This is a genomic window from Methylotuvimicrobium buryatense 5G (assembly GCF_000341735.1).
GTDB classification, from domain to species: domain Bacteria; phylum Pseudomonadota; class Gammaproteobacteria; order Methylococcales; family Methylomonadaceae; genus Methylotuvimicrobium; species Methylotuvimicrobium buryatense.
This window is the reverse complement of sequence record NZ_KB455575.1, coordinates 2,815,560-2,837,395: the sequence shown is the minus strand read 5'-3', so window position 1 is coordinate 2,837,395 and position 21,836 is coordinate 2,815,560. Positions and strand designations below refer to the sequence as shown.

The 21,836-nt window shown below is 47.8% G+C and carries 17 protein-coding genes; 11 read left to right on the top strand and 6 right to left on the bottom strand.

Annotation, left to right across the window (positions count from 1 at the left end; genetic code table 11):
• Nucleotides 1-704 precede the first annotated feature (704 nt).
• The 5 genes from gmd to trmL all read left to right on the top strand — a co-directional run bounded on the left by gmd (nt 705) and on the right by trmL (nt 9,547).
• Nucleotides 705-1,826: a GDP-mannose 4,6-dehydratase gene (gene gmd, locus METBU_RS0112710; protein WP_017840986.1), complete on the top strand. Its 1,122-nt coding sequence runs from the start codon at nt 705-707 to the stop codon at nt 1,824-1,826.
• A gap of 2 nt (nt 1,827-1,828) precedes the next feature.
• Entirely contained in the window at nt 1,829-2,806 is a 978-nt protein-coding gene (gene fcl / locus METBU_RS0112705) for a GDP-L-fucose synthase (protein WP_017840985.1), read from the top strand.
• A gap of 311 nt (nt 2,807-3,117) precedes the next feature.
• On the top strand, nt 3,118-5,838 hold the full coding sequence (gene secA / locus METBU_RS0112700) for a preprotein translocase subunit SecA (RefSeq protein ID WP_017840984.1): 2,721 nt from the start codon (nt 3,118-3,120) through the stop codon (nt 5,836-5,838).
• A gap of 337 nt (nt 5,839-6,175) precedes the next feature.
• Nucleotides 6,176-8,680: a glycogen/starch/alpha-glucan phosphorylase gene (locus METBU_RS0112695; RefSeq protein ID WP_026130204.1), complete on the top strand. Its 2,505-nt coding sequence runs from the start codon at nt 6,176-6,178 to the stop codon at nt 8,678-8,680.
• Nucleotides 8,681-9,076: 396 nt separating this feature from the next.
• The gene (gene trmL, locus METBU_RS0112690) at nt 9,077-9,547 is read left to right on the top strand and encodes a tRNA (uridine(34)/cytosine(34)/5-carboxymethylaminomethyluridine(34)-2'-O)-methyltransferase TrmL (RefSeq protein WP_017840982.1); all 471 of its coding nucleotides are present in this window, start codon (nt 9,077-9,079) and stop codon (nt 9,545-9,547) included.
• Between the two features lie 308 nt (nt 9,548-9,855).
• Here the strand turns inward: trmL and METBU_RS0112685 are convergent, their stop codons facing one another.
• The 4 genes from METBU_RS0112685 to METBU_RS0112670 all read right to left on the bottom strand — a co-directional run bounded on the left by METBU_RS0112685 (nt 9,856) and on the right by METBU_RS0112670 (nt 12,205).
• Entirely contained in the window at nt 9,856-10,854 is a 999-nt protein-coding gene (locus METBU_RS0112685; protein ID WP_017840981.1) for an NAD(P)H-dependent glycerol-3-phosphate dehydrogenase, read from the bottom strand.
• A 6-nt stretch (nt 10,855-10,860) separates the two neighbouring features.
• The gene (gene secB, locus METBU_RS0112680; RefSeq protein WP_017840980.1) at nt 10,861-11,331 is read right to left on the bottom strand and encodes a protein-export chaperone SecB; all 471 of its coding nucleotides are present in this window, start codon (nt 11,329-11,331) and stop codon (nt 10,861-10,863) included.
• Between the two features lie 63 nt (nt 11,332-11,394).
• On the bottom strand, nt 11,395-11,835 hold the full coding sequence (locus METBU_RS0112675) for a rhodanese-like domain-containing protein (RefSeq protein ID WP_017840979.1): 441 nt from the start codon (nt 11,833-11,835) through the stop codon (nt 11,395-11,397).
• A gap of 55 nt (nt 11,836-11,890) precedes the next feature.
• Nucleotides 11,891-12,205, bottom strand: coding sequence for an ArsR/SmtB family transcription factor (locus METBU_RS0112670; RefSeq protein WP_014146945.1), 315 nt, complete (start codon nt 12,203-12,205; stop codon nt 11,891-11,893).
• Between the two features lie 863 nt (nt 12,206-13,068).
• On the opposite strand from METBU_RS0112670, the gene METBU_RS0112665 reads away from it, so the two are divergent.
• From METBU_RS0112665 to METBU_RS24050, 4 genes are read left to right on the top strand one after another with little or no spacing between them, the layout of a single operon-like run.
• Nucleotides 13,069-13,407 (top strand): hypothetical protein, encoded by a 339-nt coding sequence (locus METBU_RS0112665; RefSeq protein ID WP_208976561.1) that lies wholly within the window; start codon nt 13,069-13,071, stop codon nt 13,405-13,407.
• Entirely contained in the window at nt 13,400-14,593 is a 1,194-nt protein-coding gene (locus tag METBU_RS0112660; protein ID WP_017840977.1) for a murein hydrolase activator EnvC family protein, read from the top strand. The genes METBU_RS0112665 and METBU_RS0112660 overlap by 8 nt, the downstream gene beginning before the upstream one ends.
• 46 nt (nt 14,594-14,639) lie before the next feature.
• Nucleotides 14,640-15,956: a S41 family peptidase gene (locus tag METBU_RS0112655; RefSeq protein WP_017840976.1), complete on the top strand. Its 1,317-nt coding sequence runs from the start codon at nt 14,640-14,642 to the stop codon at nt 15,954-15,956.
• 15 nt (nt 15,957-15,971) lie between these two features.
• Complete coding sequence (locus METBU_RS24050) at nt 15,972-16,910, top strand: divergent polysaccharide deacetylase family protein (protein WP_017840975.1); 939 nt, start codon at nt 15,972-15,974, stop codon at nt 16,908-16,910.
• Between the two features lie 166 nt (nt 16,911-17,076).
• On the opposite strand, the gene METBU_RS0112645 is transcribed toward METBU_RS24050, so the two are convergent.
• Nucleotides 17,077-17,358, bottom strand: coding sequence for a hypothetical protein (locus METBU_RS0112645; RefSeq protein ID WP_017840974.1), 282 nt, complete (start codon nt 17,356-17,358; stop codon nt 17,077-17,079).
• A gap of 57 nt (nt 17,359-17,415) precedes the next feature.
• Between METBU_RS0112645 and METBU_RS0112640 the strand changes: the two genes are divergently transcribed.
• Nucleotides 17,416-18,654, top strand: coding sequence for an LLM class flavin-dependent oxidoreductase (locus METBU_RS0112640; protein WP_017840973.1), 1,239 nt, complete (start codon nt 17,416-17,418; stop codon nt 18,652-18,654).
• Here METBU_RS0112640 and METBU_RS28125 read toward each other — a convergent pair.
• Nucleotides 18,636-18,773: a hypothetical protein gene (locus METBU_RS28125; protein WP_175421641.1), complete on the bottom strand. Its 138-nt coding sequence runs from the start codon at nt 18,771-18,773 to the stop codon at nt 18,636-18,638. The genes METBU_RS0112640 and METBU_RS28125 overlap by 19 nt on opposite strands.
• A 384-nt stretch (nt 18,774-19,157) precedes the next feature.
• Between METBU_RS28125 and METBU_RS0112635 the strand changes: the two genes are divergently transcribed.
• Entirely contained in the window at nt 19,158-21,776 is a 2,619-nt protein-coding gene (locus tag METBU_RS0112635) for a TonB-dependent receptor domain-containing protein (RefSeq protein ID WP_017840972.1), read from the top strand.
• Nucleotides 21,777-21,836 lie beyond the last annotated feature (60 nt).

The following is a 21,836-nucleotide window of genomic DNA, read 5'->3' as shown; positions in this document are numbered from 1 at the left end:
GCCTAGAAGAATATAACGCACACAACCGGCTAACTACAGCAATTCCCATTTTCAGGGTAAAAAAGGGTATGGAGCAGGCTGTCGAAAAAAGCCATTTTTAGCTAATTGCTGTGTTCCCGCTTTTTAAGCTCAAAATATATTTGAAATTGTTGGTGATCTTAGGCTATTAAGCGCCAACCATTTTATCTGACTTGAAAATCGGTAAATTTCGACGCCCTAGTATAGAGCGCGCTTGACGAGGATGCCGGTAGCATACCTATATACCTAAAAAGAGCGGTTGGTATGTGTTGTAGACCGTTCGTGCTGAGCCAAGTCGACGCATGAAGGGGGCTACAACACTTTCACCGGCTTGGAGAGGCTTCAAACTACCCCTCACCCTTCGACAGGCTCTCAAGAAACAGCTTTTATATATTAAAAATCAATAACTTGCCAAGATGTAAATATACAAAAAATACGTCAAACAGCGGCTGTTTTATAGTAACGCCATGCTATCGAAGGGCGCTTACTTTGCTCAGGGCGAACGGTAGTTTGATGCGCTCAACTGCACTTTTTAGGATATACGCTCTTGAGCAATCTGTAGAATACTTCGGTGCGTCGATAAGCCTGTGCCGAAATTTGACCAGCAGAGGTTATGTCTTGGTATTACAAAAATTATTTGACAACGTAAATATGATTTACGAATGACTGACTAAAACGAGCATTTTATGACAAAAAAAGCATTAATTACCGGCATCACCGGGCAGGACGGTTCTTATTTGGCCGAGTTTTTACTCGAGAAGGGATATGAAGTTCACGGTATCAAACGCCGTGCTTCATCGTTCAATACGCAACGGGTCGATCATATTTACCAAGACCCGCATGTCGAAAATCAAAAGTTCGTACTGCATTACGGCGATTTGACCGATTCTTCCAATTTGACTCGCATTTTGCAAGAAGTACAGCCGGATGAAGTGTATAACCTAGGCGCGCAGTCTCATGTCGCGGTGAGTTTCGAATCGCCGGAATACACGGCCGATGTCGATGCGATGGGGACGCTTCGTTTATTGGAAGCGATTCGTTTGTTGGGCTTGGAGCAAAAAACTCGCTTTTATCAGGCATCTACATCGGAATTATACGGCTTGGTTCAAGAAACTCCGCAGAAGGAGACTACGCCGTTTTATCCCCGTTCGCCTTATGCAGCGGCCAAACTTTATGCCTATTGGATTACCGTGAATTACCGCGAAGCCTACGGCATGTATGCCTGCAACGGTATTTTGTTCAATCACGAATCGCCGCGCAGGGGCGAAACCTTCGTAACCCGGAAGATTACCCGAGGCTTGGCCAATATTGCGCAAGGTGTTGAAAATTGCCTTTTCATGGGCAACATGAATGCGCTTCGTGATTGGGGGCACGCCAAGGACTACGTACGCATGCAATGGATGATGCTGCAGCAGGATGAACCCGACGACTTCGTCATCGCCACCGGCGTTCAATTCAGCGTTCGCGAGTTTATCGAGTGGTCTGCGGGCGAACTAGGAATAGCTCTCCGTTTTGAAGGCAGCGGCGTTGAAGAGATCGGCGTGGTCGAAGCGATTGACGGCAATTCGGCGCCGGCGTTGTCGGCTGGCGATGTCATTGTTCGAGTCGATCCGCGTTATTTCCGCCCGGCAGAGGTCGAAACCCTATTGGGCGACCCCACCAAGGCCAAGGAAAAGCTCGGCTGGGTGCCCGAAATTACGGTGCGCGAGATGTGCGCCGAAATGGTGCGCGAAGACCTTAAAGCCGCCAAACGCCATGCCTTGTTGAAGTCGCACGGGCTTGATTTACCGGTTTCGGTGGAGAGTTAATAATGAGCCGCGATCTTAATCAGACTGTTTTCGTGGCCGGCCATCGAGGCATGGTCGGTTCCGCGATCGTTCGCCGCTTACAAAGTTTAGGTTACCGGTCTATTTTGACGGCGGCGCGCGACGAGCTTGACCTATTGGATCAGGCGGCGGTACAGGCCTATTTTTCGGCGCACCGGGTCGATCAGGTTTATTTGGCTGCTGCCAAAGTCGGAGGTATTCATGCCAATAATACCTTGCCGGCCGAATTTATCTACCAAAACCTGATGATCGAGGCGAATATCATCCATGCGGCCCATCTTAACGGCGTTCAGCGATTGTTGTTTTTGGGCTCGTCTTGTATTTACCCTAAGTTTGCCGAACAGCCAATGCAAGAGCAGGCTTTGTTGACGGGCGTTCTCGAGCCGACAAATGAACCGTATGCGATCGCCAAAATTGCCGGGATCAAATTATGCGAGAGCTATAACCGCCAATACGGGCGCGATTATCGTAGCGTGATGCCGACCAATCTCTACGGGCCGAACGATAACTTTCATCCCGAAAACAGCCATGTGATTCCGGCCTTGATCCGTCGGTTTCATCAGGCGGTTCAAGCCGGCGATGACGAAGTTGTGATTTGGGGCAGCGGGACGCCGAAGCGAGAATTTTTGCATGTCGACGACATGGCCGCCGCCAGTGTGCATGTGATGGAGTTGGATGCCGGCATTTACCAAGCGAATACGCAGCCGATGCTGTCGCATATCAATGTCGGTACCGGGGTGGATTGTACGATTCGGGAACTGGCCGAAACGCTCGCGAAGGTGACCGGATTCAAAGGTAAGTTGAGCTTCGATGCGACCAAACCGGACGGCACGCCGCGCAAGCTGATGGATGTGTCGCGGCTTAAAGCGTTAGGCTGGGAATATAGCATAGGCTTGGAAGAAGGCCTGACGGATGCTTATCGATGGTTCGTAAGTCATGCCGGTCAGGCAAGAAAGCACTGATGAAATCTCTATACCCGTCGTAGATCAAAATTCGGCGCCTGGGTGTCCCGCCAAAGGACGCCGTGAATAGGCTCTATGCCAGCTCCATGCTGGCAAAGCCTTTGTCGGACACCCAGTCGCCTACTCTAGCACTGCCGAAATTTGAAGTGCGAAAGGTATATATAGAGTTAAGCGATCCGGTATCCCATTGCGGCAATACCCCAATTCGATGAGCGATAGTTATAAGTGCTTTTAACTGTAACTAATGGGGTAGAAGGTATATAATCCGAAACTTTTAAATAGTTATTACTTAATTCTCACCGGAAAAAAGCATGGTTGGTAAGCTGGTTAAATTTATTGTAGGTAGTCGCAATGACCGACTGGTCAAAAAGAAAAGGAAGCTGGTCAAAAAAATTAACGCGCTTGCTTCCGATTATGAAAAATTATCCGATGGCGAGTTAAAGGCCAAGACGCAAGAGTTTCGTGATCGCCTCGATCAGGGCGAAAAGTTGGATAATTTGATCCCGGAGGCCTTTGCAACGGTAAGGGAAGCCTCCGCTCGGGTATTCGGCATGCGTCATTACGACGTGCAATTAATCGGCGGTATGGTTCTTAATGACGGCAAGATTGCCGAAATGAAGACCGGCGAGGGAAAAACCTTGATGGCGACCTTGGCGGCTTACCTTAATGCTTTGCCGGGACGCGGAGTGCATGTCGTCACGGTTAACGATTATCTGGCGGCTCGCGACGCGCAATGGATGGGGCGCGTATACGAGTTTTTAGGCCTGACGACCGGCGTTATCGTTAGTCGCATGGATAGCGCGGAGAGGCGAGTCGCTTACGCCGCCGATATCACCTACGGTACCAACAATGAGTTCGGCTTCGACTATTTGCGCGATAACATGGCTTTCAGCTTGGCGCAAAAAGTACAGAGAGATTTAGCATTTGCGATCGTCGATGAGGTGGATTCGATTTTAATCGACGAGGCGCGCACGCCATTGATTATTTCCGGACCGACCGAGGAAAGTACTGATATTTATATCAAAGCCAACGAGATCGTGCCTTTTTTAACCAAACAGGAAAAAGAAGATAGCCCTGGCGATTTCTTTGTCGACGAGAAAACCCGGCAGATTTATTTGACCGAGGAAGGTCATGAGCATGTTGAGCAATTGATGACCGAACATGGCTTGATGGTCGATGGGGGTAGCCTTTACGATGCGTCTAATATTCGGCTGATGCATTACCTCAATGCGTCGTTGCGTGCGCATCATTTGTTTCAAAAAGACGTCGATTATATTGTCGCGAACAATGAAGTCATGATCGTCGATGAATTTACCGGGCGCATTATGCAGGGACGGCGCTGGTCGGAAGGTTTGCATCAGGCCATCGAAGCCAAAGAGCGCGTGACGATACAAAATGAAAATCAAACGCTGGCCTCGATTACATTCCAAAATTATTTCCGCCTCTACGAAAAACTGTCCGGGATGACCGGTACGGCCGATACCGAAGCGTTCGAATTAAACAAGATTTACGGTCTTGAAGTAGTCGTCATTCCGACCCATCGGCCGATGATTCGTAAAGATATGGGCGATTTGGTCTATTTGACGGCTCGTGAAAAATACCAGGCCATTGCTCAAGACATCAAAAGTTGCGTCGAGCGTGGTCAGCCGGTTCTGGTCGGAACGACATCGATCGAAAACTCCGAGATCATTTCCGCATTACTTACCAAGGAAAATATTAAGCACGAAGTATTGAATGCCAAACAGCATGAACGCGAAGCGCATATTATCGAACAGGCCGGTATGCCGGGCGCGGTAACGATTGCAACCAATATGGCCGGGCGAGGTACCGATATCGTGTTGGGCGGTAATCTTGATGCTGAACTGGCGGCGCTAGGCGAGGAAGCCTCAGAAGAAGATCGGGAAAAAGTTCGCGGAGCATGGCTCGATCGTCATCAACAAGTCATTGCCAGCGGCGGCTTGCATGTAATCGGTTCCGAGCGTCACGAATCGCGGCGTATCGACAATCAGCTACGGGGACGCTCGGGGCGACAAGGCGATCCCGGTTCTACAAGATTCTACTTATCGCTCGAAGATCCGTTAATGCGTATTTTTGCCTCCGACCGCGTTGCAGGCTTGATGCAAAAACTGGGTATGGGCGAGGGCGAGGCGATCGAGCATCCTTGGGTCACTCGTTCGATTGAAAACGCTCAACGAAAAGTCGAAAGCCGGAATTTCGATATACGTAAACAAATTTTGGCTTACGATGATGTCGCTAACGATCAACGCAAAGTGATCTATGCACAGCGCAACGAGCTAATGGCTGCGGAAGACATTTCCGATATCATGAGCGAAATTCGCAAGGATGTGGTCAATAATGTCATTACGCAATATATTCCGCCGAAAACAATGGAAGAGCAGTGGGATACCAAAGGTCTGGAAGATCATTTATTGCAAGAGTTTAATGCCGGAATACCGGTCAGGCAAATGCTTAAGGATGACAAAAGACTTAACGAAGCCTCGTTGCGTGAGCGCATTGTGGAGTTGGTCGAGGAAAGCTATAAGGAAAAAGAACTCAAGATTGAGCCCAAAATATTACGGCATTTCGAAAAGTCCGTAATGTTGCAAGTCTTGGATAATAGTTGGAAAGAGCATTTGGCGGCGATGGATCACTTACGTCAAGGCATTCATTTTAGAGGCTATGCGCAAAAAGATCCGAAGCAAGAATACAAACGTGAATCCTTTGAGATGTTCACTAGTTTGCTGGATCACATCAAGTACGAAGTGATTGGTATCCTAGCCAAGGTCCAGGTGACTCAGGAAGAGGATGTTCAGGCGATAGATGAAATGAGACAAGCTCCCAAGGAAATGCATTACGAGCACGCCGAGGCGGAACCGATAGCAGCACCGGTCGAGGACTTGTCAGTTCCGATGGAGCCGGAAAAATCGGTCGAACAGCCGTTTGTTAGAAATGAGCGCAAGGTAGGGCGTAACGACCCTTGTCCATGCGGGTCAGGGAAAAAATATAAGCAATGCCATGGTCGGATTAGTTAAATTTTTAACTACGAGCGAGACTTTTTCAAGTAATGCGAATAAATATAACCGTTAGCGTTTTAATGCTGGCCAAATTTGCTTTGACTCGTGCAGGGCTTTTCTGCTTGGTAACCGGCGAGTCAATGCATAAGGGTGGGTTATGAATGGGTGCTGCCTAGATGTCTTCAGCTTTCCGTCCATGGTATTTGATACTCGCTTGTCTGAATATTGAATCCAATTACTGAATGCACGATTTTTCAAGCGGATTAAGGTTTAATTTAATCGACTTAAAGCACTTGTGTAATGAAAATAAACCGATATGATTGATATGTACGAACAATCCGAAGAGCCATCAAAAATGCCTAGCACTATTTTCAAAAAAAGTAAGCCGGCCGCAACGATAACTAAACTTCCAAGTTTGTCGTTGGATAAGGATCATTTGATTACCGATTTCAAGCGTTATTACGCTTATCGTTTAGGGCGGGACGAAAACTGTCGATCTCCGTATTACGCTTATGAAGCCTTGTCTTTAGTGATTAGCGACCGGCTCATCGAGCGTTGGAAAAATACCTACAATGCCTACCGGGATGCCGATTGCAGAAAAGCTTACTACCTATCGATGGAATTTTTGATGGGGCGAACCTTGAGCAATGCGATGCTCAATCTAGGCGTAACTGACGAAGCAACTCGTGCGATGTACGATCTCGGATTGGAAATCGAGGAATTAGCCGATAGCGAGCCGGATGCGGGTTTGGGTAACGGCGGTTTAGGCCGTTTGGCGGCCTGTTTTATCGATAGTTGCGCCACCTTGCAACTTCCGGTCATCGGTTACGGGTTGCGCTACGAATACGGTATGTTTAGCCAAGGTATACAAAACGGCGAGCAAATAGAAAGGCCAGATCATTGGTTGCGTAATGGCAATGTCTGGGAGATCGAGAGGCCGGAATACACGCATCGGATCAAATTCGGTGGGCGAACCGAAACGCATATCGACGAAAACGGCAACAAAAGGACTTGCTGGGTCGATACCAACGATATCCTCGCGGTTCCTTACGATACACCTATTCCCGGCTATAACAACGGTACCGTTAATACGCTTAGATTGTGGAAATCGACCGCGACTGAAGAGTTCAATCTGCAAGAATTCAATGCGGGCGGTTATGCCGAGGCGGTAGCGGCGAAAAATACCGCCGAAAACATCACGATGGTGCTCTATCCGAACGATGCGAACGAGAACGGCAAAGCATTGCGGCTTAAGCAGCAATATCTATTGGCGTCAGCGAGTTTGCAAGACGTTATTGCGAACTGGGTCGGACGCCATGGCAACAACTTTAGCGATTTCGCCGAGAAAAACTGTTTCCAATTGAATGATACGCATCCGAGCATCGCGGTGGCCGAATTGATGCGTTTATTAATGGATGTTCATGGTTTGACATGGGACGAAGCTTGGGGCATTACCACCCAAACGATGGCCTATACCAATCATACCTTGTTGCCGGAAGCGTTGGAGCGTTGGTCGGTCGGATTATTTGAATCGCTTTTGCCGAGATTGTTGGAAATTATTTACGACATCAATGCAAGGTTCATGGCTGAAGTTTCGACGCATTGGCCGGGTGATCTCGACAGAATGCGACGCATGTCGATCATCGAGGAAGGCGCGGAGAAGCAAGTGCGCATGGCTTATTTAGCCATCGTCGGCAGCTATTCGATTAACGGTGTCGCCGAATTGCACTCGAAGTTGTTACAAGAAGGGCTATTCAAGGATTTTTATGAATTATGGCCATCAAAGTTTAATAATAAGACTAATGGTGTGACTCCACGCCGCTGGTTGGCCGGTTGTAATCCTGCGCTAGCGGAACTAATCACAGCAACTATTGGTGACGCTTGGATAACCGATTTGTCGGAGTTACAAAAACTAAAGCCTTATGCCGAAGATGCCGCGTTTCGTGAAAAGTGGCTGGCTATTCAACGCCAAAACAAGCAACGCTTAATTGACTATAAAAAGAGCGAGCTCGGACTCGAGTTGTCCGCCGATGCCTTGTTCGATGTGCAGGTTAAGCGGATCCATGAGTACAAGCGACAGTTGCTAAATGTTTTGCATGTAATCCATTTGTACGACAGGATCAAGCGTGGTGATGCGCAAGATTGGGTCAATCGCTGCGTTTTGATAGGGGGCAAAGCGGCACCCGGTTATGTGATGGCTAAAAACATTATTAAATTTATCAATAATGTTTCCAACGTCATTAATTTCGACCCTGATGTCGGCAATAAATTGAAATTGGTTTTTTTGCCTAACTATAGGGTTTCCGCGATGGAGATTATTTGTACCGGAGCCGATTTGTCCGAACAAATTTCGACGGCCGGCAAGGAAGCTTCCGGAACCGGCAATATGAAGTTTATGATGAACGGAGCGATAACTATCGGTACCTTGGATGGTGCGAATATTGAAATTCTCGAAGAAGTCGGTGAGGACAATTTCTTTTTATTCGGCTTAACCGAGGATCAAGTCGAGGCAATGAAAGGGCATTACGACCCTAACGCAATTATTGAGCAGGATAATGACCTAAAAAGGGTCGTGAATCTGATTGAGTGCGGGCATTTCAATCTGATGGAGCCCGGTATATTCGACGATCTTGTTAATTCGATTAAAAGTCCTTACGATCCTTGGATGACCGTTGCCGATTTTCGCAGTTATGTCGATGCGCAAAATCGTGCCGAAAAGGCCTTCGTCGATACCGAGCGATGGACCAAAATGAGTATTCTCAATTGTGCTTCGAGCGGAAAGTTTTCGACCGATAGAACTATAGGCGATTATAACCGGGATATTTGGAAACTGACTCCTGTTCGGATTGATGAGTTATGACCTCGGTTTTCGGCCTAAGAACCATTGAACTTTTTTTAGATGTGGGATTCGATTGTCGAGTTACACCGTAAACCCAGCGACTAAGTTAGGATTTTGTGATAAATAACGTCCTCGAGCTATGCGATTTGTCGATGGTTCGGTACTCGATCGACAGGGCGCCGTGAACCCAGCACCTAAATTACCCAAGATAGTTAATCATGGCCAATGGTCTATGGAGTTTAGGTGCTGGGTGAATACTTCCATGTAGGCTTGATGGCTGCTCCCTGCCGCCGACACCTGTCGATCGAGTTACCGAGCCCTCCATAAAATAGGGAAGTTATTTGCGACTAAATCCTTTGGTGCTGGCTAAAGATAAGTTGGCTTGACTGTCGTTTTTGTTGCAAGGAAGTGTCGTTAATGTTTGATATCGTGCTCTATGAGCCTGAAATACCGGCGAATTCCGGTAATATCATTAGGTTGTGCGCCAATACCGGTGCGAGTTTGCATTTAATTGAGCCGTTGGGCTTTGATATGGATGACAAAAAACTGCGCCGGGCCGGTTTGGATTATCATGAATGGGCAAACGTCTGTGTTTACGGTTCGTTGGCCGATTTTGTAGATCAACGCAAACCGCCAAGATTGTTTGCGTTATCAACCAAGGGGTGCAAAGTCTATAGTGAGGTGGGCTTTGAGCCGAATGATGCGTTTTTGTTCGGACCGGAATCGCGCGGTCTTCCCGCCTCGGTTTTGGCATCGATGGAACGGGATAAATTACTGTATTTACCGATGCAGCCCGATAGTCGCAGTTTAAATTTATCCAATACCGTTTCGATTGTATTGTATGAAGCCTGGCGGCAACAGTCGTTTGTCGGAGCGTTAATCAAATAAGCGGGTCTGGCATGCGCTCCGTGCCGGCACAATAAAAATGATAGCGATGATTACTTTGAAAGAGCCCATTCAAAAAGCGCAATCAAAAGCAGTCGCGTTGCTTGTAGGCGCTGATGGATGAGCGGGTTTCGGGATTCTCCGGACGGATTCAAGTTTTAGACCCAATAAGCGGAAAGTGTGCAATTTACTCTTGTAAACTTGGATTAGGGAGTTGACAATCTTTTCACCATTCACCATTCACCATTCACCATTCACCATTCACCATTCCAAAATCATAGACCGCCGGCAGTGCATTTGTAAAAGGTTGGCTAGCTTTCGGCTTTTAATTCGCGGTCTAATAGGTTTTGCACGGCAGCCAACGGCGATAAGCTTTCATAGAGCACCTTATAGGTTTGTTCGGTAATCGGCATGTCGATGCCGTGTGTTTGTGCGAGTAAATAGGTTTCTTTTGCAGCCGATACGCCTTCGATTTCTTGGTCGATTTCTTCCCTGGCCGCGGCACGGTCTTTGTTTTGACCGAGCGCGAGTCCGAAACGCCGGTTTCTTGATTGGTTGTCGGTACAAGTTAAAATCAGGTCGCCGAGTCCGGCAAGGCCCATGAACGTTTCTTGTCGGCCGCCGAGTTCTAAGCCGAGCCTGATTATTTCATGGAGTCCCCTTGTAATGAGCGCGGCACGCGTGTTGGCGCCGAAATTCAGACCATCGGCAATTCCCGAGGCGATTGCCAATACGTTTTTAACCGCGCCGCCGGTTTGCACGCCGATCATGTCGGTGCTGGTGTAAGTGCGGAACCGTGCGCTGTGGAAAATTCGGGTTAATTGATCGGCAAAGCCTGTATGATTTGATGCGATCGTAATTGCGGTCGGTAAATCGGCAGCGACCTCTCGTGCGAAAGTCGGGCCCGATAAAACGGCGGCCGGAGTTTCTTTGGCAAAGATGTTTTCGACCGAATAATGTAACAAATACCCGTCGTTTGGCGCGAAGCCTTTGGTAGCCCAGGCGATTTGTACCTGATGGCCGGTAAATCGACGTAGTTTGATCAGCGTGTTTTTAAATGCATGACTAGGAACGGCAATAAGGATTAAGTCGCTGAATGCCGCGGCTTCGGCAAGTTCCGAGCAGGTTTCAAGCGTGTTGGGAAAAACAAAACCGGGCAAGTAACGCTGATTGGTTCTGTTTTGTTGAAGTGTTTTAATATGAGCTGGGTCGTGCCCCCACAGCAGCGTATGGTAGCCGTTTCGGGCTGCTTGTATCGCCAAAGCGGTGCCCCATGAGCCGGCACCAAGTACGCTGATAGTTGAGGTCATGAGTCCTTAGTTGACTTTATTTGAGCCGGGAGCTTGTTGTTTAATTTGTTGTAGGTGCTGAGCATAGAGTGCATCGAAATTGACAGGGGCCAGTAGCAACTGAGGAAAACCGCCTTTGGCTACTAGATCCGAAACAGCTTCGCGTGCATAAGGGAACAATATATTAGGGCAGAAGCTGCCGACCATCGGGCCCATTTCTTCTTCGCTAAATCCCTTCAAGGCATAAATACCGGCTTGGCAGACTTCAACCAAATAGGCGGTTGATTCGCCGCATTTTACCGTTACAGTTACGGATAAGGAAACTTCATACATATCGTTTTCCAAGGTTTGCACGTTAGTGCCGAGATTGAAATCGACTTTCGGTTCCCATTTTTCGGTAAAAATCTTCGGCGAATTCGGTGTTTCGAACGAGATGTCCTTGGTATAAATCTTTTGAATCGAGAAATGCTTTTCTGCGGGCTTGTTTTCTTCGGCCATGGGTTTAAGTCCTGTTTTTGGAATAAAAAAATTCTAACTTCATGTTGTAAAAAGCTGGGAAAATCAGTTTTTGTTTTTGCTGGCGATTTTAATAGGGAGTTTGTTTTCCTCCCAAGATTGCATGCCGCCGATGATGTTGTAAACGTCGGAAAAGCCGGCTTTAGTTAAGGTTTTGCACGCAGGGACGGAGCGCGTTCCCGTTTGACAAACAACGATGACCGGGTGGTCTGTGTGGTGAGCGAGTTCGCCAAGTTGGCTTTCCAGTTTACCGAGCGGCACGTTGACGGCATTTTCGATAGCGCCCTTAATAAATTCATGCGGCTCGCGAACGTCGATGATGATCGCGTCGCTGGCATTCATTTTTACGACTGCCAATAAAGGGGAGAGTGCTTTGAATTTATTGAACATGCTCTCAAATAAATCTTGAATCAGCAGGAAGGTGACGACCGCTAGTGCCAGCGACAATAAATAATGATTTAAGATGAACTCTATTAAACGATCCATTGGTGATTGGTAAGGTAATAAGATTAGAAATTAAGGTGAAGGAAAAACGGTTGAGTTAGCAAGTGGTACAAAACACGTCACGCATCATTTTAATGAGTTTCAGCATGCGTTCGTCGTCGATGTAATAAAAAACCCGGTTGGCTTCTTTTTTTGAGCCTAAAATGCCTTTTTCTCTTAGAATCGACAAATGTTGAGAGATGTTGCTTTGGCTGGTTCCGACTTGCTCGACTATGTCCTGAACGTTAATGGATTCGCTGCCGAGGACGCAGAGTATTTTCAAACGAAGGGGGTGGGACATGGCTTTCAGACAGCGGGCTGCCCGGTCAATTTCCGCGTCGTTGTTGATTAGATGATCTTCGTCATGATCCATGGAGTATCGATTCTTAAAAAATCAGGCAGTGGGGTCTCAGGGTATCGTGAATCATATTTCGGCCGGTTATCGTGTTGGGTTTTGCAGCAATGCTTTTTTGATCGAAAGCAAGGTGATAAAACAGGCGTTAAGGAATATGCACAAAGTAACTTATACAAGTAGTAAGCTTTGTGGCGGTTTGGTGACTCGCTTGACAGGACGCTGTGAATACGTCCATGTAGGCTTGACGGCGGCTATCCCTGCCGCCGACACCTGTCCATCGAGCCACCAAACCCCCTCCAACAGTTGTCTAAGTTATTTCATGCTCGTTCCTAAGCTAGGCAATATGACTGTTTTTACAGAGCTGCCACTCCTCTTGCCTACATTCATGCAAGCAAGGCCGCTATCGGACAAAAGAGCGCGTCAGCCTACCAGCAAATGTGACCGCACGAAGTATATTTATACACAACAATCGCTAACGTGTATTACTATAATATAGTGATAAACCGGATCTAGCTATTAACCGTGAAATTAAAATAGCCGGTAAATCTAACAAAATGAGCTGAGCTTTTCAATCATTTTGACCGATTAAGACAAACACGCCATAAGAAACGGGCATGGAACAAGTTACGCAACCGACGCCATGATTTTAGTTCGTATTCAATGGGCGCAAACAGACGTTAAGCTAAGGCTAAGCTATGTATCTGTTTGAAAAAGATCAAAAATATCTATCGATTGCGAGAGTTATAAAATACACGTTCCTTGGTCTTTTGTGACCGAATGTGACTCATTCTACTTCAATTTATCCAATGAGCTGAAAGAAAGATGTTATTGAGGCGTAAATCGATCGATTCTTTTGTTTTCTGTTGGTTACGGCCAAAAGGTTGGGAGCGAAAATTGTTATTGCACAGATCAATGTCTTCTTAAGGGATTGGTTGCGTAAAGAAGAATATCCGATGGCGTTATTGAAATGTTTGGGAAGTGTAGTAGGCTTTAGTGCTGGTTCGTTGGGTAATATAAGAGCCGAAGTTGTGGGTGCCGTTTGCATCTGCTCTGCATCGCAGGATTTGTTTAGAATGAATAAAGCTTTACAGCTGTTGCCAGAGGGTGATTACTCATCCGGTTTGGTTTTGTCAAAGTTAACGAGTACTGGCATGCTGCAGTCGTTTGACATGACGGAAAGATCCTCATTTTTGCAGAGGCTTGAAGGGCTTTATGAATAAAATTTTCGTCGGCTTTATTTGCTTGGCGCTGAGCGGTTTATCTGATCAGATTGTAGCGGAAGAAAAAAATCGGGACTTGGTTAAAATTCAAGCCGAAATCGATGCAGTCAATCGAAATATAAAGCGTATTGAAAAAGAGCAAGGCGCGTTGTTGACTCAGTTGGCGGAAATTGAAAAATATTATGGCAAGACCGTCGCAACCCTGAAACAATTGCAAGGCCAAATCGATAGCAAGCAACGAAAAATTAAAGATTTGCGCGAAAAAACGCGTTTATTGCAACTTGAAATTGCTGAGCAAAATGAAGGGCTAAGGCATCAAGTTAAGGCCGCGTACGCGATGGGCCGTAAAGAAAAGTTGAAGTTGATGCTTAACCAGGAAGATCCGGCTTTATCCAGTCGTATTATGGTTTATTATGAATATCTAAATAAAGCCCGGCTGGAGAAATTGGCAAGAATCGGGCAAGCAGTCATGGATATCAACGAGCTGGAACGAGAAAATCTGAAGGAAAGTCAATTACTCGAGCAGACCTTGCAGCTAAAAAAAACCGAGCAAGAGGCTTTGGACAGAAGCCGGTTGCAAAGAAAAGAGTTGCTAACTCGTCTGGAAAAAGATTATTCCTCCAGTAAGCTTCGTTTGAGTCAATTGCGGGAAGGTGAGGCTCGATTACAAAATTTGGTTAATGGCTTACAACAAGCGGCGATTAAACAGCCGTTTGAACCGGAACCGGGAAAACCGGTCATAAAGCAGCAAGAGCTGGTCGATTGGCCTGTTAAGCCTTTCGCATCCTCGCAAGGAGACTTGCCTTGGCCTGTTAAAGGTCAATTAGTGAAAAAATTCGGTAGCCCTAGGTTGGGAAGTCGCTGGGACGGAGTTTTGATCGGTGCGGGCGAAGGTACGGAAATAAGAGCGGTTTCCGCTGGCAAGATAGTATTCGCCGATTGGTTAAGAGGTTATGGTTTGTTGACGATCATTGATCACGGTAATGGTTATATGACGCTCTATGCGTTCAATCAAAGCCTTTATAAATCGGTCGGCGACCGAGTCGCACCAGGCGATGTAATTGCCTCGGTCGGTAAAAGCGGTGGTAGAAGCAAGGCAGGTCTGTATTTTGGTATACGCAAGAATGGCAAGCCCGTCGATCCGGTTCGGTGGTGCCGTAAAATAGATCAGGATCGCACAGGATAAATGTTTTATTTAAATCGGAAATCAGAAGTTTGGAGTTTTTAGGGCTATGCAGAAAAAAAGTTTATGGGTTTTGATTCTGGGAATGTTCCTGGGCATTTTTATCAGCGTTGGCGGTAATGTCCTTGCTGAGCGAGGTAGTCGATCGCCGGAGACCGAGGTGCTGCCTTTCGAGGACCTTCGGACCTTTACCGAAATCTTTGGGCGCATCAAGCGCGATTATGTCGAGCCGGTAACTGACAAACAGTTGCTCGAACATGCAATTCGCGGCATGTTGATCGGGCTCGATCCGCATTCGGATTACCTTACCGGCGATCAGTACAAGGAGCTTCAAGAAGGTACAACGGGACAATTCGGCGGTTTGGGCATTGAAGTCACGATGGAAAACGGTTTTGTCAAAGTCGTATCGCCGATTGATGATACGCCGGCTCAACGAGCCGGAGTGCGGGCCGGAGATTTGGTTGTCCGCTTAGACGATCAACCGGTTAAAGGGATGTCTCTGGGTGATGCCGTAAAATTGATGCGAGGTGATCCGGGTAGCAGAATAGTATTGACCATTATGCGCGAAGGCGAGGAAGCGCCTTTGAAAATTGAGATCACTCGGGACATTATCAAGGTTAAAAGTGTAAGAAGCCGACTTCTCGAAAAAGATTACGGCTATCTTAGAATTAGTAGCTTTCAATCTAAGACCGGAGAAGGTTTACGCAAGGCCATTGCTGAGTTGGAAAAGGAAAACGCCGGTAAATTGAAAGGGTTGGTGTTAGATTTGCGCAATAACCCCGGTGGAGTCCTGAATGCAGCCGTTGACGTCAGCGATGCTTTTCTTGATAAAGGCCTTATCGTATACACCGAAGGACGTATTGAAAATTCCGAGATGCGCTTTAATGCCTCTCCGGACGATGTGCTCGATGGCGCGCCTATTGTGGTATTGATCAATGCGGGATCCGCTTCGGCATCTGAAATCGTAGCCGGTGCTTTACAGGATCACCGGCGAGCGGTAATTATGGGCGAGAAATCGTTCGGTAAAGGTTCGGTACAAACTGTTCTGCCAACCAGCGGCGGAGCGGCAGTCAAGTTGACTACCGCGCGTTATTTTACTCCTTCAGGACGCTCTATTCAGGCCGAAGGCATCGAACCGGATATACAATTAGACCGCTTTAAACTGGAGTCCGTCGAGGGACCTGACTTTAAGCCGGTTAAAGAAGCCGATTTGTCGCGCCATTTAACTAATGGTAACCGGTCTAAAAAGAAACCGGAGACAAAGGATACAGAGCAAGATCAAGAGAAAAGCAAATTGGAAATTACCGATTATCCGCTTCATGAAGCTTTGATGCTGCTGAAAGGGATCGCAATTTTGCGGAATTAACGTTTCGATCGGCGCATGAGACCCCGGCATTTCATCGGTTTATTAATCTTTGGAATGTCGGGGTTTTTTATTGTCTGGCATCCGGCCGCAGCAGAGTTAAATGAACGTTCGCGCATCGCCATCATTATCGACGACATGGGCAATAGTCTCGAAATCGGTGCTGCCGCAATCGAATTGCCCGGTAATATCACATATTCGTTTTTGCCGTTTGCTTTGCATTCCAAGCGTTTGGCATTAATGGCATCACGTCACGGTAAGGAAATTATGTTACATGCGCCAATGCAGGCACTAAGCGAAAAACCTGTGGGGGCCGGCGGGCTAACCGTATCGTTGGATCGCAATGAAGTTGTGTTTCGGTTTTCGGCGCAATTGGCGGCTGTTCCGGGTATTTCGGGGGTCAATAATCACATGGGCAGCGCCCTGACGCGTGATTCGGTAACAATGGGCTGGCTTATGGAGGTCTTAGCGAGCAAGCCCGATGCTTTGTATTTTGTCGACAGCGTGACGACCGATCAGTCGGTAGCCAAAAAAGTGGCGGATGCTCATCGAGTCCCTGCTTTGAGTCGGGATGTTTTTTTGGATCATGTGAATTCTGAAGCAAAGATCCGCGAGCAGTTCGAGTTGCTTATTTCGATCGCTAAACGGCGCGGTTATGCCGTGGCAATTGGGCATCCGAGAGTGAACACATTAAAGATTTTACGGGAAAAATTGTCGGACTTGGAGCGAATCGGAGTCGAACTAGTGCCAGTTTCGGTGTTATTGCCGCAATACCCCATTCCTCGGACATTTCCGGTTAAACAGCGCAAATTGCCTGTTCAAATAGCCGAGCAAAAAACGATTGAACCCTTGAAAACAAGACAACAGAAGTCGATACGGATTAGATCAATACCTTTAAAGCCAAGCGTTCAAACCGTAAGTGAAAAATTGCGGGTCCGAGAGTTTGATTTATTCTAATGATTATGGGTTTTGCAATAAATGATTTCCTGACGCTAGGGACTTTGTCGAGGCTTGTCGGCAAAATTGCCAGTACTCGGCGCGGCCTAACGGGCATCCGGGATGTGCTATAAGCTTTATCAAATTGACTGAATGCACTAAGCAATCATATATCGTATTGATATAATTATTGTTTTAATTCGTTCGTCCTGGGCAACCCCTCATCTCTCCTTATAAGTTCAACGCCGAAATGCGATATGTGAAAATGGTCGTTGGTAATCAAAATAAGGTATTTGGCACAAAATTGGGGCATGTAAAATGGAGCTAAAGCGACGATTTTAGATACCATAAAGCCAAAATGCTCGGTTACTGCTAACTTCCATAGGGTGTCATCAACTGGTAAAAAAATACTGGCATTATCTTTGCTGTCTCTATTGATAATAACCGGTGTAGTTGATTCGCGGAGCATCGGTTTACAGTCTAATTAATGGGTTAGGAGATTGATAACGATGAGGCTTGGGCATTCATGCGGCAAATGAAACTGGGCGTTTTTTTACCAACGGGCAATAGTCATTTGTCGAATAGGCGACGACAGGGGCGGGGTGTCTGCGGTTGGGATCTTTCAGATTGCCAGCGTGTTGCGGTAAAGGCCGAGCAAGCTAAATTTGATGCAGTCTTTATGCGTTCCGATGAGTCATTGTTCTGTCATTCTCAGGATGATGAATCGGTAAAGTTATTGATTTCGTTGGCACATGTTACCAATCGGATCGGTTTGGTGGCGCCGGCATGTTGCGACTACTCTGATCCTTATGGCTTGGCAGGTTCTTTTTCCTCCCTCGCTCATATCAGTCGAGGGCGGGCCGGTTGGAATCCCGGGACGGAAAATAATAATGATCGAAATATTCTTACGGAGCGAACTCGCGATTATATCGACTTAGTAACTTCTTTGTGGGCAATGTGGGAAGTTGAAGATGGAAGTAATGATTTACTTGGGGTTGTCGATAAAAGCAACAAGTTGGATGCGGCAGGCATGGAACGAACCGCTTATGATCAACCGGTACTGGTTCAAAATATCTTATCCGACAGGGATATTGAATTGGCGGCGCGGAGTGCTGAAGTGGTTTTGGTTCGACAGAATAATGAACAACAGGCAAGGCTGTTTTATTCCAAGTTAAAAGAAAAAGCGCTTGATTTCGGTAAGTGTCCTTCGCAGCTAAAAGTTGTGTCGTGTGTGGTACCTGTTGTTGCCGAGACAACCGAGGCTGCTCATGAAAAATATCATTTACTCAAGGAGTCACGACAATCGGAGAAAAGATTAGAGTCGTTTAATTCCGAACTCGACAGGGAAAGGACTACAGAATCTAGACTGCAACAAGTATTACCGGAATGGTTCAATCATAACGGTTTCCGGAATGCCTCTATAGAACCGATTAGAGAGTTGATGGAAGTCGAGTCGGTGCTATTTCGAAGGCTTAATGATTGCGATCATCGAGTCGTAATCGGCACAGCAACGCAAGTTGCCGATCAGCTAGAGGATTGGTTTATAGGCGAAGCCGCTGACGGATTTGCTATCATACCGCCATATTTCCCCGGAGGATTTGACGATTTTGTAGATCTAGTCGTTCCAGAATTGAAATTTCGAAACTTATTCCGTGCCGAATACGAGGGAGCGACACTACGCGATCATTTGGGGTTGTCACGGCCGGTCAATGAGTTAGCAAAACAAATGATTCAATTTTCGTTATCTTACTCCTTTTCATACTGAAAAATCGTCGGCTTTGTTGATGGCAGCAATTCCCAATTTGGGGACCAAAAAGGGTGTGGGGTGTGCTTGGCGAGGATGTCGGCAGCAGGGGCAGATTTTTGCTCCTGCAAAATCTGCATTCACACCATCCTGGGCGCTTAGCTGCCGCCAAGCCCCCATGGATGGGTTTACGGCGTTCCTCGACAGGCATACCCCACACCCTAAGATCGGCGAAAATGCTCAAACTGGGAATTGCTGTTGTTGATGTGCCGTATATATACCTTTCGCACTTCAAATTTCGGCGATGCTTAAAGAGGCGCCGGGGTGATCGGTAAAGGCTTTGCCAGCATGGATGCTGGCATAGAGCCGACATGGATGTATTCACGGCGTCCTTTGACGGGCTCCCGGTGCCGAATTTGATCTACGATGGGTATAACAGTCGAGGGGCTCCGATCGCCCTGTGCCGAAATTTGACTAGCAAAGATATAACTTTCGAAAACGGTTGTTAATAACAAAGGTATAGAATGAATTTTCTTTTCAAGAAATCCGCTTGGACCGTGTGGTCGTTTTGTCTGCCGTTGATGTTGTTTCCGCTTTGTGCCAAAGCACATCTCCAGGATATCGACAGCAGCGGTTGGCTTAGCGGTTTCAGTCATCCACTTGAAGGTTGGGATCATTTGTTGACGATGCTGGCTGTCGGCATTTGGGCCTCGCAGCTTAAAGGTAACTCTGTATGGCAATTGCCGTTGGCATTTGTCGGTGTGATGTGTCTTGGCGGTCTAATCGGCGTTGCAGGGCTGCCGGTTTGGGGCGTCGAGCCGATGATTCTTTTGTCGGTCGCGGTGTTCGGGTTGTTGGTTTTGCGCAGAATTTGCGTACCGGCGCTTGCGAGTATTTCGGTCGTGATGTTTTTCGCATTTTTTCACGGCTACGCTCACGGACAAGAAATGCCGGCCTCGGCCGGTTTGTTGTCGTTTGCCTTGGGATTCGTTACCGCGACACTATTATTGCACGGTACCGGCATCATAATGGTGCGCTTGGCTGTTTTGGCGTTCGCAACTGTGTTCGGGACATCGGTTCATGCACAGGCGGTTGCGGATGATGAAGATAGCGGTTCGGATATCGAATCCGAAACGATGCAGTTGGAGTTACTTCCCAAGATGGTTGTGACCGAACGCGGCGATTCTTTGGTCGGTATCGCAGACAGCGCATCGCAGGGTAATGTCGGGCAAGAGCAGCTGCAGTACCGGCCTATCATTCGGCCCGGCGAGATACTCGAAACGGTGCCCGGCCTGATCGCATCGCAGCATAGCGGCGAAGGAAAATCGAATCAGTTTTTTTTAAGAGGCTTCAATCTCGATCACGGCACCGATTTTTTAACCAAGATCGACGGCGTGCCGGTGAATTTAGTTTCGCACGCACACGGTCAGGGTTGGACCGATACCAACTTTCTGATTCCCGAATTGATAGCCACGATCCATTATCAAAAAGGCAATTACTACGCCGAAAACGGTGACTTTTCCAGTGCCGGTGCCGCCGATATACGCTATGCCAATACCTTGCCCGGACATATCGCTCGATTTACCGGCGGTAGTTTCGATTATTATCGGGGGCTGTCGGCCGGTTCGCACAGGCTCGGTGACGGCAATTTGCTTTATGGCGGCGAAATCGTTCATAACGGGGGGCCGTGGACGGTCAGCAACGATTATTTGAAATTCAACGGCTTGCTTCGCTACAGTCAAGAGTATGAAAGCTCAGGCTGGAGCGTTACCGCTATGGCCTATAAAGCCGACTGGAACGCGACCGACCAAATCCCCCGGCGCGCGGTCGACTCCAGAACGATCGGGCGTTTCGGCACGCTCGATCCAACCGACGGCGGCAGCAGTCGGCGATACAGCATCACCGGCGAATGGCATCGTCAAGACGAGGCGTCGGCATCCAAACTGACGGTTTACGGAATTTATCATGAACTCGATCTGTACTCGAACTTTACCTATTTTCTCGAAGATCCAGACCGCGGCGACCAATTCGCTCAGCCCGATAAGCGCTGGACATCCGGTCTGAACGCAAGCCACACGTTTTTTCATAAAATCGGCGCTTTCGACTCCGATAGCACAATCGGTCTGCAGGTGAGAAACGACTCGATCCGTAACGGTTTGCTGTTGACCGAGGCGCGGCAGCAGTGGGATATCGTTCGCAGCGACGATGTGCGCGTGACCAATGTCAGTCCGTATTTCGAAAACAAGACCCGCTGGACATCCTGGCTGAGAACGCAATTGGGCGTTCGTTTCGACGGCTTTCAATTCGACGTATCCGACAGTAACCGGTCCGAAAACAACGGTACGCGTACCGACGGCATCGTTAGTCCGAAAGCCGGTATCGTATTCGGGCCTTGGGCGGATACCGAGCTTTACCTGAACGGCGGTCTCGGTTTTCACAGTAACGATGCGCGCGGTATCAATCAGCGTGTCGATCCTGTGAGCGGCGATACCGTCGATGGAGGCGGTAACCCGATCAAACGCGCCGTGCCGTTGGTTCGTACTTACGGAGCCGAAGGGGGGCTGCGCACGACCTGGTTTAAAGGATTGCAAAGTACGCTGTCGGTTTGGTGGCTCGATATCGATTCCGAATTGTTGTTTGTCGGCGATGCGGGAACGACCGAAACTAGCCGTCCGAGCCGCCGTTTTGGCGTCGAATGGGCGAATTATTATTCGCCGACCGATTGGCTGACCTTCGATGCCGATTTCAGTTTTTCGAAAGCGCGTTTTCGCGGTAACGATCCGGCCGGCGATCGTATTCCCGGTGCGATTGAAAGCGTGATCGCAACCGGTGCCACGGTTCACGATATTTACGGCGGTTTCTTCGGCGGCCCAAGGTTGCGTTATTTCGGACCGAGACCGTTGATTGAAGACAACAGCGCCCGTTCGGATTCGACGGTTTTGTTATCGGCGATGCTCGGTTACCGTTTCGATAAGACCTGGACCGTGCAGGCCGAAGTGTTCAATATCCTCGACCGCAAAGACAGCGCAATCGACTACTACTACGAATCGCAAATGCGAGGTGAGACAACCCCTGTAGAAGACATCCATTTTCATCCCGTCGAACCAGTCAGTTTCAGAATGAGCGTAACCGCGAATTTTTGACTCGGATTCGAAAGCGCAAAAAAATGAGAAAATCGGCTGCTTGAAAAACGCATTGATTTC

What these genes read in the sequence shown, in the direction of transcription:
- gmd (WP_017840986.1), top strand. Translation starts at nt 705, where the DNA reads ATGACAAAAAAAGCATTAATTACCGGCATCACCGGGCAGGACGGTTCT.
- fcl (WP_017840985.1), top strand. Translation starts at nt 1,829, where the DNA reads ATGAGCCGCGATCTTAATCAGACTGTTTTCGTGGCCGGCCATCGAGGC.
- secA (WP_017840984.1), top strand. Translation starts at nt 3,118, where the DNA reads ATGGTTGGTAAGCTGGTTAAATTTATTGTAGGTAGTCGCAATGACCGA.
- METBU_RS0112695 (WP_026130204.1), top strand. Translation starts at nt 6,176, where the DNA reads ATGCCTAGCACTATTTTCAAAAAAAGTAAGCCGGCCGCAACGATAACT.
- trmL (WP_017840982.1), top strand. Translation starts at nt 9,077, where the DNA reads ATGTTTGATATCGTGCTCTATGAGCCTGAAATACCGGCGAATTCCGGT.
- METBU_RS0112685 (WP_017840981.1), bottom strand. Translation starts at nt 10,854, where the DNA reads ATGACCTCAACTATCAGCGTACTTGGTGCCGGCTCATGGGGCACCGCT.
- secB (WP_017840980.1), bottom strand. Translation starts at nt 11,331, where the DNA reads ATGGCCGAAGAAAACAAGCCCGCAGAAAAGCATTTCTCGATTCAAAAG.
- METBU_RS0112675 (WP_017840979.1), bottom strand. Translation starts at nt 11,835, where the DNA reads ATGGATCGTTTAATAGAGTTCATCTTAAATCATTATTTATTGTCGCTG.
- METBU_RS0112670 (WP_014146945.1), bottom strand. Translation starts at nt 12,205, where the DNA reads ATGGATCATGACGAAGATCATCTAATCAACAACGACGCGGAAATTGAC.
- METBU_RS0112660 (WP_017840977.1), top strand. Translation starts at nt 13,400, where the DNA reads ATGAATAAAATTTTCGTCGGCTTTATTTGCTTGGCGCTGAGCGGTTTA.
- METBU_RS0112655 (WP_017840976.1), top strand. Translation starts at nt 14,640, where the DNA reads ATGCAGAAAAAAAGTTTATGGGTTTTGATTCTGGGAATGTTCCTGGGC.
- METBU_RS24050 (WP_017840975.1), top strand. Translation starts at nt 15,972, where the DNA reads ATGAGACCCCGGCATTTCATCGGTTTATTAATCTTTGGAATGTCGGGG.
- METBU_RS0112645 (WP_017840974.1), bottom strand. Translation starts at nt 17,358, where the DNA reads ATGCTCCGCGAATCAACTACACCGGTTATTATCAATAGAGACAGCAAA.
- METBU_RS0112640 (WP_017840973.1), top strand. Translation starts at nt 17,416, where the DNA reads ATGCGGCAAATGAAACTGGGCGTTTTTTTACCAACGGGCAATAGTCAT.
- METBU_RS28125 (WP_175421641.1), bottom strand. Translation starts at nt 18,773, where the DNA reads ATGCAGATTTTGCAGGAGCAAAAATCTGCCCCTGCTGCCGACATCCTC.
- METBU_RS0112635 (WP_017840972.1), top strand. Translation starts at nt 19,158, where the DNA reads ATGAATTTTCTTTTCAAGAAATCCGCTTGGACCGTGTGGTCGTTTTGT.